Annotated in this window: 10 protein-coding genes; all 10 read right to left on the reverse strand. The window is 67.1% G+C overall.

The annotated features are described in order from the left end of the window. Complete coding sequence (locus VE759_RS14585; protein ID WP_324933632.1) at positions 1-1,773, reverse strand: acyl-CoA dehydrogenase family protein; 1,773 nt, start codon at positions 1,771-1,773, stop codon at positions 1-3. After that, a complete protein-coding gene (dapC, locus tag VE759_RS14590; protein WP_324933653.1) occupies positions 1,773-2,870 on the reverse strand; it encodes a succinyldiaminopimelate transaminase in 1,098 nt (365 codons plus the stop codon). Before dapC ends, VE759_RS14585 begins: the two co-directional genes overlap by 1 nt. 34 nt (positions 2,871-2,904) lie before the next feature. Beyond that, the gene (gene fdxA, locus VE759_RS14595; protein WP_324933634.1) at positions 2,905-3,231 is read right to left on the reverse strand and encodes a ferredoxin; all 327 of its coding nucleotides are present in this window, start codon (positions 3,229-3,231) and stop codon (positions 2,905-2,907) included. A 162-nt stretch (positions 3,232-3,393) separates the two neighbouring features. Beyond that, a complete protein-coding gene (locus VE759_RS14600) occupies positions 3,394-5,967 on the reverse strand; it encodes a bifunctional FO biosynthesis protein CofGH (RefSeq protein WP_324933636.1) in 2,574 nt (857 codons plus the stop codon). Between the two features lie 139 nt (positions 5,968-6,106). After that, positions 6,107-7,462: a cytochrome P450 gene (locus VE759_RS14605; RefSeq protein WP_324933637.1), complete on the reverse strand. Its 1,356-nt coding sequence runs from the start codon at positions 7,460-7,462 to the stop codon at positions 6,107-6,109. 107 nt (positions 7,463-7,569) lie between these two features. After that, positions 7,570-8,010: a hypothetical protein gene (locus tag VE759_RS14610; protein WP_414687916.1), complete on the reverse strand. Its 441-nt coding sequence runs from the start codon at positions 8,008-8,010 to the stop codon at positions 7,570-7,572. 129 nt (positions 8,011-8,139) lie between these two features. Then, positions 8,140-8,985 (reverse strand): N-acetyl-1-D-myo-inositol-2-amino-2-deoxy-alpha-D-glucopyranoside deacetylase, encoded by an 846-nt coding sequence (gene mshB, locus VE759_RS14615; RefSeq protein WP_324933639.1) that lies wholly within the window; start codon positions 8,983-8,985, stop codon positions 8,140-8,142. Next, positions 8,982-10,826 (reverse strand): ABC transporter substrate-binding protein, encoded by a 1,845-nt coding sequence (locus VE759_RS14620; protein WP_324933641.1) that lies wholly within the window; start codon positions 10,824-10,826, stop codon positions 8,982-8,984. The genes mshB and VE759_RS14620 overlap by 4 nt, the downstream gene beginning before the upstream one ends. A gap of 37 nt (positions 10,827-10,863) precedes the next feature. Next, entirely contained in the window at positions 10,864-12,753 is a 1,890-nt protein-coding gene (gene typA / locus VE759_RS14625; RefSeq protein WP_324933643.1) for a translational GTPase TypA, read from the reverse strand. Between the two features lie 46 nt (positions 12,754-12,799). Further along, positions 12,800-13,099: NUDIX domain-containing protein (locus tag VE759_RS14630; protein ID WP_324933644.1), on the reverse strand; the 300-nt coding region annotated here is incomplete at its 5' end.

Below are 13,099 nucleotides of genomic sequence, written 5' to 3' on the forward strand. Positions count from 1 at the left end.
CTAGGGCACGAACGCCCCGTCCACCAGCTCACCGAAACGCTCGATCGCCTCGTCGCCTTCCGCGTCGATACCCCGAAGCGGTCCGCGATCGGCCAGGTAGCGCAGCGCGAACAGCCGCGCGACAAGCGCCTTGCGGTCCTCGCCGAAAGTTGACTGCTCCCAGGCCGCTCGCTCGGTGAGCAACGCGCCGGCGTACACGTCGCCCATGAACTGGGCGAGCGGAAACAGCCGTGCCTCTGCCACCGCGCCGTCCAGTTTCGTCCAGGCTGTGATCGCCGCATCGAGATCCTCCACCCGGCGCGCTACCAGCCGCGTCGTGTCGTCGTCATCGGACACCGACACCGCGTCGTGCAGTCGTGCCAGCAGCGGTTCGTGCGCCTGGCTCCGTTCGATGCCTCGCCGCACGTCCAGGCAGAGGATGTTGTCGGGTCCCTCCCAGATGGTGTTGACCTGGGCGTCACGCAGCAATCGCGCCACTGGCCAGGTTTCGATATAGCCGTTGCCGCCGTGGATCTCGATCGCGTCCGACGCCATCGTGATGCCCAGCCGGCAGACCTTGAGCTTGGTGACGGGCACGGCGATGCGCTGACGAACGCTTCGAGGCTGGCGATGGTTGGCGAAACCGATGCCGTCGAACACCAGCGCTTGCGCCGCTTCGACGTCAACGATCATCTCGGCGAGCTTCCGTCGCATCAACGGCTTGTCGATCAGCGCCGCGCCGAACGCCCAACGCTGCCGCCCGTAGCACAGCGACTCGACCAGCGCCCGCCGCGCGTTGCCGAGCGCGAACAACGCAATGCCCAGCCGCGCCGCGTTCGTCAGATCCATCATCCGGCCGAGCCCCTTGCCGTCGGCCGGGCCGGCGTCTGAGCTCGGTTCGCCGGAGAGCAGGAAGGCTTCGGCGTCGACGAACTCGATTTCGCCGGAGGCCACCGACCGCGTGCCGAGTTTGTCCTTCAGGCGGCGGATCCGCACCCCGTTGCGCGAGCCGTCGCGGCGTGTCCGCAGCACCAGGAATGTGGCGACGCCACGGCTCGAGTCGGGAGCGCCCTCGGGCTTGGCCAGGACGACGAACGCCTCGCCGTTGCAGTTCGACGCGAACCACTTGAAGCCGTTGAGCAACCAGGCGTCGCCGTGGCGAGTCGCCGTGGTTTCCAGCGCGCCGAGGTCGGAACCGCCGGTGCGCTCCGTCAACAGCTGTGCCGTCTCGCCGGCCCACTCGCCGGATGCGAATTTGGCCAGCACGTGGTCGCGCACGTCCGCCGGCGCGTACGCCGCGACCAGCGACTGCACCATCCCGCCGCCGGTGCCCAGCGCGCAGCCCATCCCGATGTCGGCCTGATTGAGCAGATAGTTGGACGCGAACAACGGCATCGTCGCGTTCACACCGGCGCGCCGGGCATCGTCGCGCAACTCGTTTTGCGCATCGAGGACCGCCCGCTTGGACTCGGCGAACGAACTCGGCATGACTACCCGGCTGACGTCGTGTCCCCACCGGTCGTAGCGCTCCAGCCGTGGCGGGTTGCGGTCTGTCTCCTCGGCCCATCGCTCCACCGGGCCGCTCATCAGCTCGCCCATGCGCGCCAGGTGTGGCTCGGCCAACGCCAGCTGGTCGGGCTGAAGGTAGTACGCCATCGTCCGCTGCAGAGTGGGGTCGGTGAGATACCAGTTGAGCCCCGCCGCCCCGCGGTAGTTCTCGGTGCGGTAGCGCTCGGCCTTTTCCGCAGTCGTGAACGGGAGCCGATCCACGGCCTCGACGTCGTACTCGCTCATCACGCGACTGTATCGCTGAGTCGCTCCGCGGCCGCTTCGATCCGCTCGTCGGTCGCTGTCAAAGCAATCCGCACGTAGTCAGACCCCCGCGGGCCGTAGAAGTCCCCCGGCGCGACGAGTATCCCGCGCTGCGCGAACCACGCGACGGTGTCGCGGCACGGCTCGCCGCGGGTCCCCCAGATATAGAGGCCGCCCTCGGAGTGCTCGACGGTCAAGCCGGCCGAGCGTAGCGCCGGCAGCAGCACGTCGCGGCGGCGGCGATAGCGTTCGCGCTGCTCGCGCTCATGAACGTCGTCGCTGAGCGCGGCGACCATCGCCGCCTGCACCGGCGTCGGCACCATCATGCCCGCATGCTTGCGCACTGCGAGCAATTCGGCGACGACGGCCGGATCCCCGACGACAAACCCGGCGCGGTAGCCCGCCAGCGACGAGCTTTTCGAAAGTGAGTGCAAGGCGAGCAGGCCGGTGTGGTCGCCGTCGCACACCTTCGGGTGAAGCACCGACAGCGGCTCGGTGTCCCAGCCCAGGCCGAGATAGCACTCGTCGGACGCGACCAGCACTACCCGCTCGCGAGCCCAGCCGACGACCTTGCGCAGGTGGTCAAGGCCGAGCACCGCCCCCGTCGGATTGGCCGGCGAATTGAGGTACACCAGCGCAGGAGTCTGCGGCCCGAGCTGAGTCAACGCATCGGCGGCCACCGCCGGCGCACCGGCAAGTCGCGCGCCCACCTCGTAGGTCGGGTACGCCAATTCGGGGTAGACGACGAGGTCGTCAGGCCCGAGACCCAGCAACGTGGGCAGCCACGCGATCAGTTCCTTGGTGCCGATGACCGGCAGCACCGCGTCCGGTGACAGCCCGGTCACGCCGTAGCGGCGGGCCAGCGCGGCGGCCGCGGCCTCACGCAACGCCGGGGTCCCAGCCGTTGTCGGATAGCCCGACGACGCGCTCGCCGCGGCGAGGGCATCGCGGATCAGCGGGACAACGGGGTCGACGGGCGTGCCGACGGACAGGTCAACGATGCCCCCGGGATGCGCGCGGGCTAGCGCAGCCGCATCGTCCAGGGTGTCCCACGGAAATACCGGCAGCGACGCCGACACTGCTCGGCGAGTCACCGCGGTGTGGTCGGTCAGCTCAGGCGCTCTCGCCCTGCGGCGGCAATGCCTTGACCACCGGCGGATCGTTTTCCGTCATGCCGACCTTCGATGCGCCGCCAGGCGAGCCGAGCTCATCGAAGAAGTCGGCGTTGATCTGCGTGTACTGACTCCACTGATCCGGCACGTCGTCTTCGTAGTAGATGGCCTCGACCGGGCACACCGGCTCGCACGCGCCGCAATCCACGCACTCGTCGGGGTGGATGTAGAGCATGCGGGCGCCCTCGTAGATGCAGTCGACCGGGCATTCCTCGATGCATGCCTTGTCTTTGATGTCGACGCAAGGTTCGGCAATCGTGTACGTCACGAATGTGCTCCTCGATCTCCATTCAGTGGGGCCCTTGTCGGTGTGGGCACTGAAAAGTCGTTGTACCTGATACTAGACGTTGCACATACCCCTTTGCTAAATGGGCCCACCCGGCTCAGGGTCGTTACGATCCCGGCGGTTCCTCCGCAGAACAGCGATGGGCTAGGCGGCTAACGGTAGGTAGGTCGTGGTGCGCTGGCGAGCCGGGCGTCCGATTCCTGTGGCGATCTCGGCGAGCTCGGCGACGGTCTTGGCCGAGCCGTACTCCGAGCCGGCCATCCGCGAGATCGTCTCCTCCATCAGCGTGCCGCCGAGGTCGTTGGCCCCGCCGTTGAGCATCGCCTGAGTGCCCTTGACGCCGAGCTTGACCCAACTGGTCTGGATGTTGGAGATCCTCCCGTGCAACATGATTCGTCCCAGCGCGTGCACGGCGCGGTTGTCTCGATGCGACGGTCCGGGCCGGGCTCCGCCGGCAAGGTACAGCGGCGAGTTCTGATGCACGAACGGCAGCGGCACGAACTCTGTGAATCCGCCTGTTCGATCTTGAATGTTGCGCAGGATGCGCAGATGGCCAACCCAGTGTTTCGGCTGATCGACGTGGCCGTACATCATCGTCGAGCTTGACCGCAATCCGACCTCATGCGCGGTGGTGACGACCTCGATCCACGCCGAGGTGGGCAGCTTGCCCTTGGTCAACACCCAGCGCACCTCGTCGTCGAGGATCTCCGCGGCCGTGCCGGGGATGGTATCCAGCCCGGCGTCGCGCAGCGCGATCAACCAATCCCGAATGCTCTGACCGCTTTTCGCCGCGCCGTTGACTACCTCCATCGGAGAGAAAGCGTGCACGTGCATGCTCGGCACCCGGTCCTTGACCGCCCGCACCAGGTCGGCATATCCCGTGACGGGCAGCTCCGGGTCGATGCCGCCCTGCATGCATACTTCGGTGGCGCCGTCGACGTAGGCCTCCCACGCGCGGTCGGCGACCTCGTCGGTCGAAAGCGTATAGGCGTCGGCGTCCCCCTTGCGCTGGGCGAACGCACAGAACCGGCAGCCGGTGTAGCAGATGTTGGTGAAGTTGATGTTGCGGTTCACCACGAACGTGACGTCGTCGCCGACGACATCCTTGCGCAACGAATCCGCAAAGGCGGCGACGGCATCCAGCGCCGGACCGTCGGCGGTCGCCAGTGCCAGATACTGGTCGTCGCTGCACCCGGCGGGATCACGCTCGGCGGCGCGTAGTGCCGCCAAGACGTCGGAGCCGACGTGCTCGGGCGCGCGAACGGCTAACTCATGAACCTTCTCCCGGATGGATTCCCAGTCGCCGAACGCGCTACCCAGATCGCTGCGCGTTTCGGTGAGCCGGCCCTCGGTATCGATCGCGGCGTTCAGGTCGACACGACCCGTCGATTCCCACGCCTCGTCGGGTTCCTGCCACCGCCGCCCAACGGGATTCACGTCGCGCGCCAGCCCAGTCGCGGGATCCGCCAACGCAGCGACGTGCCCTTGCACCCGAGGGTCGATCCACGCCGCGCCGGCCAACACGTACGGCGGCTGCGCGGTCAATCGCTGTACCAGGTCGTAGCCGCCCTCAGCCGTGACGGCAGCCAGCTCGTCGAGCGCCGGCCACGGCCGCTCGGGGTTGACGTGGTCGGGAGTCAACGGCGAGACCCCACCCCAGTCGTCGACACCCGCGCGGATCAATGCCAGGCATTCCTGGCGAGACACCAAATTCGGTGGCGCCTGGATGCGCATCTTGGGCCCGAGTACCAGTCGTGAAACGGCAACTGCTGCAATGAAATCGTCGATGTCGGCGTCGGGTGTGGCACGCATCGCGGTGTGTTCCTTGGCACGGAAGTTCTGCACGATGACTTCCTGCACGTGCCCGAACTCCTTGTGCACCTTGCGGATCGCATGCAGTGTCTCCGCCCGCTCGGTCAGGTTTTCGCCGATGCCGACCAGCAGACCGGTGGTGAAGGGGATGGACAGCCGACCGGCGTCGGTCAGCGTGCGCAGCCGCACCACCGGATCCTTGTCGGGGCTGCCGTAGTGGGCCATGCCCTTGGTTTCGAACAGCCGACGAGACGTGGTTTCGAGCATCATGCCCATCGACGGCGCCACCGGCTTTAGCCGCGAGAGCTCCGACCACGACATGACGCCGGGGTTCAGGTGCGGCAGCAGTCCGGTCTCCTCGAGCACCCGGATTGCCATCGCCCGGACATAGTCGAGCGTCGAGTCGTAGCCGCGTTCGTCGAGCCACTGCCGGGCCGCGGGCCAGCGGGTCTCCGGGCGGTCACCGAGTGTGAACAGCGCCTCCTTGCAGCCCAGCTCCGCGCCGCGGCGCGCCACGTCGAGAATCTCGTCGGGCTCCATATACATGCCCATGCCCTGGGCGCGCAGTTTGCCGGGCACGCTGACGAAAGTGCAGTAGTGGCACTGGTCGCGGCAAAGATGCGTGACCGGAATGAAGACCTTGCGCGAGTAGCTGATGGGCAGTCGACCGGATGGCCCTCGGCGACCAGACGACTCGAGCCCGGCGTCTCGGACCCGGGCGGCGCTGGTGCAGAGGTCGGCCAGATCCGCGCCGCGCGCGCTCATCGCGATCGCGGCCTCGTCGACGTTGAGCGCCACCCCGTCGCGCGCGCGCCGCAACACCCGTCTCAACGCGGACGCATTGGGCTTCGATGGAACAGCCGGTGTGGGCAGAGCCGTACTGATGTCGCCCGAGTTCAGTGACACTCCGGTTTAACTCCGGTCGATTCGTGGATCATCCGGGCCGTCTCACTATGTGAAACCACCGCGCTCGGCATGAGTGTCACATTAGACCTCGCGAGCGACGCCTTGAGCACCACCTCGCGGCACCCCTCCGAGCAGCGGCTCACGCAACTTCAAGCCGGCGTCGTAGGCCCGGCGCGGTCACCTCGAGCTTGACGTCGCGGCTCGGCACCGACGCGATGCCACGTGGCACCGACCGGGGCGGCTGCCGGCGCCACTCGCGCGGCTGCATCTGCAACGTGACGGCGTTCATGATGGTGCCGATCGCGATTGCCAACTCGTAGGTGGCGAACGCGGCACCAAGGCAACGCCGGTACCCGCCGCCGAACGGCATGTACTCGAACGGCGTCGGGGCTTTCCCGAGGAAGCGCTCGGGACGGAATCGGTGTGGATCCTTCCAGATTGCCGGATCGAAATGGATTGCCGGCACCGCGATTCCAACAATGTCGCCGGCAACCCGTTGCACCCCGTCGACGGTCACCGGCCAGGCGAGCTTGCGCAGCACGATCGGCACTGCCGGGTGCATGCGCAGCGTCTCGGAGACGACGGCGGACAGATACGGCAGCTGCGTCATCTGGTGCGGCCTCGTCACGGTCGCCAGCTCTGCGGCGACTCGCGCTCGCACCTCACCTTCGCGGTGGATGTGGTAGAGCGCCCAGGTGAGCGCGGCGGCGGTGGTGTCGTGACCGGCAACGACCAAGGTGCGGAGCTGTTGAAGCAGCTCGCCGTCGTCAAGCCGTCCGCCGTCCTGGTCCGTTTCCGGCAGCAACGCGCTCAGCACATCGCCGTGTCCTTCGACGGGACAACGTCTTTCGCCCTCGACGTCCGCCAAGAGCAGATCGTCGAACTGCGTCCGCAATCGCACCAGCCGAGCCCATGGTCCGCGGCCGGCGAAGTCCTTGCGCAGCCACGGCAACAGCATCAGCGGAGCGGTGTTGGCGTTCATCACGGACTTGACCACGCGTGTGTACCCGTCGGACCGCGTCCCTGCTTCGACGCCGAGCACTGCTCGGATGATGATTCGCAACGTAATCGATTGCGCCGCAGCATGAAGCGCTACGGTGTCACCAATTCGCCAGGTGTTCGTCTCGTCGGTCACGGCGCGGGCGATTCCGTCGGCGCGTTCGCGCATTCGGCTGCTCTGGAATGCCGGCAACAGGAGTCGACGTTGTCGGCGGTGTTGTTCGCCGGAAGTGAGGATCACCGAATCGGCCCCAACCATCGGCTCAATCGGGTTTGGCGTCGGCGCGACCAACTTGCCCCTAGGTGTGCTCAGAATGTCACGCGCGCCGTCGACAGTGCCGACGAAGTGCACGCGTCCCAGACCGGGAAAGGTAACGGTAAACGGATTTCGGCGGCCGGCGCGTCGTCGGAAATAGCCATCGGGATCCAATCCAGCAGGTACCGACTTCAGCGTTTCGAGCCATCTGGTTTGCGGCTCCCATACGTGCCTGAGCACCGCTCCTCCCAAGCCATACTTCGATAACCAGCGCGGTTGGCGCCGTCCTAGCCTTGAAACACGGGCAGCGGTTGATTTGTTCGTCTAGCGAACGGAAATGTGAGCGGTCAGTCAGTCGCTTTGCTGCGTGTTCGGCGCCACAGTACCCAGCCCGGGGGAAGTGCGCCGACCCCCAACAGCACAAGCAGCGCGTACTCGTCGAACCCGGATCCGCCGAAGACAACGTCGCCCCCCGGGCCACCGAGCGCGAGCCCGCCCAGGGTGGCTAGCCAGGTCCACAGAGCGATCGCCCCAAGCCGCGCATCCGATGTCCACTGCAGACCGGCCCAGACCAGGGCGCCGTTGACCACGCCGCTGATCAGGGCGCTGATGGGAAAGGGGACACTGCCGATTCGACTGGGCAAGAGCAGCGCGCCGAAGATCGCCGAAAGAACGCCGTCGAGAGCCAGCAGGCTCAGGACAACGGTGCGCAGGACACTGTGATGTTTAGTCGGACGAGTCAGGTCGGAATGCTGTCGAGAGCTGCCACCAACGATCCAATCACCCACTGGAAGCTATCGGCATGCCATTGCCAGTACTCGAGTTGGGGAGGCAAATCGGGGTCGGGGTTCGGGTTCACGGCAGTCCCTTTCCGTACGACAGCGATGTGGGGAAAAGCGTACCGCGTGGATCTGCTGTTAACCGAGGTTCAGCCCGGCCAAAAGGTCCGTCTCCCAGCCACGGTTGTCGCGTGGGCCCGGGGTGCCGCCCGCAAGGATGTAGTGCTCTTCGGCCAGGATTGGTAGCGCAATGTTGTTGGACAACGCGCATGATCGGCGGTCGGGTGCGACGGTGACCTGGGTTTCGTGTGCAAGGAGAGCGGCGGTCTTGGCGCCGATGTGGTCTTTCACGTCGATGACCGCGTCGATGGCGTTGTCGGCGTAACCGAAGGTGACGTCGCCGCGGTTCGGCCTGATCCAGCCCTGTGGAATGTCGGTGAGCGCATCGATGCCGGCGTAAGTCGCGCTGGTCGAGAGGACAGTCCAGTAGACCTTCGGCACGTTCCAGTCGCTGGCGGCGACGGCGGCGGTGGTTACGACGTGGTTATGGATGTGGTCGGGGTGGCCGTACCCGCCGTGCGGGTCATAGGTGACAACGACATGCGGTTGCAGGTCGTCGATGATCACGACGAGCTCTTGAATGGCGGCGTCTCCGGCGTCGATGAATCGGGTGTGGCGTCGAGGCGAAGTGCCGGGCATGCCGGAGTCGCGCCAGCGGCCGGCGCCGCCGAGGAAGTGCGGTCCGGGGATGCCGAGCGCGTTGAGGCATTTGGTCAATTCGTTGATGCGGTAGCCGCCGAGCTGGTCGGCGTGGTCCACGGCCAGGAGGGCGTAGCGCTCGCCGATGACCTCGCCCTCCTCGCCGAGCGTGCAGGTGACGACCCGTACCTCGGCGCCTTGGGCGGCGTAATGGGCGATGGTGCCGCCGGTGGTGAGCGTTTCGTCGTCGGGATGGGCGTGCACGAACAGCAGGCGAGGCTTCACTGCGGTGTTTTCACCCACTTGCCCGCATTGCCGACGATGCCGACCGGCACAGCACCGGACAGACTGACGTTCTGCACGCTCGGCCCGGCCGCGACGATCGTCGTGTCCTGCAGGATCGGCAATACCGTCGCCATGTCCCACAGCCGCGGCTCCACTGCACTTATCGCATCCGAGATGTCCACATGGCCGTCGAGCGCGGCGTCAATTCGCGGCTGAATGCTGCGGTCGCAAATGCCGGTGATATTGCTCGGTACCTGCACGAGCGCACCCGCCGGGGCCGGCGGCGCACTAGTCGCCGTCGTCGTCCCCGGACTCGGCTTGGGCGCACTCGGTGGCGGCGACGACGTGCCCGATGACATCGGCGTCGGCGTCGGGCTCGTCGCAACCGGCGTGCTCTCCAGCGCCGGGCAGCCGTACCGCGACGCCAGCGCAGTCGCCAAGTCACCACCCGCGCGGCGCCAACCCACGACCGCGTCTACTCTGTTGTTTACCAGCGCATCCCCGACCAGCACCGGTGGATCCAACGCCAGCACCGAGGCCGAAATGCCCACGCTGCGAAGCTGATCCGCGGCGGTGTTCGCGACCGCCACCGCCGTCGGATCGTTGGTAGCCACCCCGAGCACCAACGACAGCGCCGCGCCGTCCTTGCTGACCCGGCCCCGCGTCGCCTCCGACTGCGGCGTCGGCGACGACTCACTTTCAATCTGGTATCCGGCCTGACCCAACAGCGTCAGCGCCGCATTCCGCGACATCGCCGGCGGTGCCGTCGGCGTGTACCCGGGATCCGACGGCGACCGAATCTGCGCCTGCGCCAACGTCACCGTGTTGTCGCTGCCCGCACCCACTGCGGCCAGCAAGTCGACATCCAACAGTCCGAATATCGCCTTGCGCACCCGCACATCGGCTAGCTTCTGCTCCTGGGCCCGCAGCGTGATCTGCATGATCCGCGGCGTCACGATCCTCGCGGTGCGCACGTCCGGAATCGCAGAAAGTTGCGCGAACGCCGCCTGACCACCATGTACCTGGGCAACCTGCGTGTCCCCATTGCGAATCGAATCGGCAAGCGCCGCGGGCGATCCCGCCCGACGGAACAAGATCTGATCCGGCTGCGCCGGCGCCGACCAGTACCGGTCATTGCGCGCCAACAAGATCTCGTCGCGCTGCGGATCGATACTTTCCACCCGGAACTGACCGCCCGTCACCGGCATCGCCCGTGCCAGCCCGGCGGCGAAACCGCCCGGCACATCCTTGACGATGTGCGCCGGCAAGATGTCGGTGAACAGCTCCCGCCACGCCGGATATGGCTGGGAGAACGTCACCACCGCGACCTTGCCGCCGTCGATCGACTGCACCCCGGTGATCAGGTCGTAGCCCGCCGGGTCCACGACGCCCGGTTGGCTGACCATCTGCCGCCATAGGTACCAGAAGTCGTCGGCCGCGATCGGCGCGTTGTCGGTCCACTGCGCCTCCGGCCTGATCTTGTATGTGACGGTGAATGGTTCCTGGTTAGTGACCTCCGCCGAAACCAACAAGGTCGGGTCCATTTCCCAGCGCGAGCCGGTCGGCGCCGCCGGATCCGTCACCGGCCGGAACGCGCTCGGCAGTACTAGCGAGCTGATCGCCGCGTTCACCGCCGATTGATCCGACAGCAGGTGCGGGTTAAACCCCGCCCCGATCGAGTCGATCGCCATGATGACCTGGGTGGCCCGCGGCGGCGGCGGTGTCGACGTCTGCGACGTATCGGTGCTCTGTGGCGCCGGTGGCGGGCTGACCGTGCAACCCGACAGCATCACGAGCAGCACGCAAAGAGCGGTGCTCGCCCCGCGCGCCGTTGAAAGCATGCCGTTCAGGGTATCGACCACCGCTCGGTCCGCCGCCTCACCGTGTTGACGCCTTGGCCCGCGCGCGGGTCCGGGCTCTGGCGGTGGCATCCAACTCCGCCTTGCGGACCCGGACGATCTGCGGCGTCACTTCCACACATTCATCGCTCGCACAGAACTCCATCGCCTGCTCCAGGTCCAGCTCGAGCGGCTTGGCCAGTGTCTCCATCACGTCGGCGGTCGACGAGCGGATGTTCGTCAGCTTCTTCTCGCGGGTCACGTTCACGTCGAGGTCCTCGGCGCGCGGGTTGACGCCGACCACCATGCCCTCGTACGTGTCGTCACCCGGCTGGACGAAGAACGTGCCACGGTCAGCCAACTGAATCAGCGCGTAGGCCGTCACGGCCCCCGCCCGGTCGGACACCAGCGACCCGGTGTGCCGCGACCGGATCTCGCCAGCCCACGGCCGATAGCCGTCGAATACCGCATTCGCTATGCCGGTGCCGCGTGTGTCGGTGAGAAACTCTGTTCGCCAACCGATTAAGCCCCGGCTCGGCACCACGAAATCCATCCGTACCCAGCCCGCGGCGTGATTGGCCATCTCGGTCATCCTGCCCTTCCGCGCGGCCATCAGCTGCGTAACCGTGCCCACGAACTCCTCCGGGCAGTCGATCGTCAACGCCTCGAACGGCTCGTGCAAGTTGCCGTCGATGGTCTTGGTCACTACCTGCGGCTTGCCGACCGTCAACTCGAAGCCCTCGCGCCGCATCTGCTCGACGAGCACGGCCAGCGCCAGCTCGCCGCGGCCCTGCACCTCCCACGCGTCGGGCCTGCCGATGTCGAGGACGCGAATCGACACGTTGCCGACCAGCTCGGTGTCCAGTCGTGCCCGCACCAGCCTCGCTGTCAACTTGTGGCCGGGCACGCGGCCGGCCAGCGGCGAGGTGTTGGTGCCGATCGTCACCGAGATCGCCGGCTCGTCGACGGTGATCCGCGGCAACGCAACCGGTTGCTCGGGGTCGGCGAGCGTGTCACCGATCATGATCTCCGGCAGCCCGGCGACCGCGGCGATGTCGCCCGCAATGGCCTCTTCGGTCGGGTTGCGTTCCACGCCGACAGTGGCCAGCAGCTCGGTGATGCGCGCCGACGTGACCACGGGCTCGCCGTCGACCTCACGCAGCCACGCGACCGTCTGGCCCTTGCGCAGCCTGCCGTTATAGATCCGCACCAGCGCAAGCCGTCCCAGAAATGCCGACGCGTCGAGGTTTGTCACCAATGCCTGCAGCGGCGCGTCGGGATCACCGCTCGGCGGCGGCACGTGCTCGAGCAGCACGTCGAACAGCGGATCGAGATTGGTGCCGTGTGGAGTCTGTCCGTCGGCGGGCTGAAGCGTGCTGGCCACGCCCGCGCGCCCCGAGGCGTACAGCGTCGGAATGCCCAGTGCGCGTTCGGCGGCCGCGGCCGCTTCGTCGTCGAGATCGGTCGCCACGTCGAGCAGCAGGTCATGGCTGGCCTCGACCACCTCGGCGATGCGCGCGTCGGGCCGATCGGTCTTGTTGACGACGAGGATCACCGGTAGATGCGCGGCCAGCGCCTTGCGCAGCACGAACCTCGTCTGCGGCAGCGGACCCTCGGACGCGTCGACGAGCAGCAGTACGCCGTCGACCATTGAAAGCCCGCGCTCGACCTCTCCGCCGAAGTCGGCGTGCCCGGGCGTGTCGATGACGTTGATGACGGTCACGCTGCCGTCGGGGTGATGACGATGCACAGCGGTGTTCTTGGCCAGGATCGTGATGCCCTTTTCGCGTTCCAGATCACCGGTGTCGAGCACCCGTTCCAGCGTTTCGCCGCGTTCGTGCAGTGCGCCGGATTGCCGCAGCATCGCGTCGACCAGCGTGGTCTTGCCGTGGTCGACGTGCGCGACGATCGCGACATTCCGGAAGTCCACGCTCGCGATTCTGACAGCCGGAGCGACAGCATTTCACGTCGACCGATCACTCGTGCCCAAGCGCGCGCGTCAGATCAGGCAGCCACGCCCGGTCGGCCGGCACCCAGTCGAGGCCGTCGAGCTCGGATGCGTTGACCCAGCGCAACGCCCGATGGTCGTGAGCGTGCACGGTGCCACCGGTCTGCCTGACGAGATAGGCACGCAGCGTTGTTGTTTCGCTCAGCGCGACGTCCTGACCAAACCGCGGGCCCACCTCGACGTCGATCCCGAGTTCCTCGGCGAGTTCGCGGGCCAGCGCCTCGGCGTCGCTCTCACCCGGGGCCACCTTGCCGCCGGGCAGCTCCCA

Source organism: Mycobacterium sp., assembly GCF_035640695.1.
In the GTDB taxonomy this organism is placed as follows: domain Bacteria; phylum Actinomycetota; class Actinomycetes; order Mycobacteriales; family Mycobacteriaceae; genus Mycobacterium.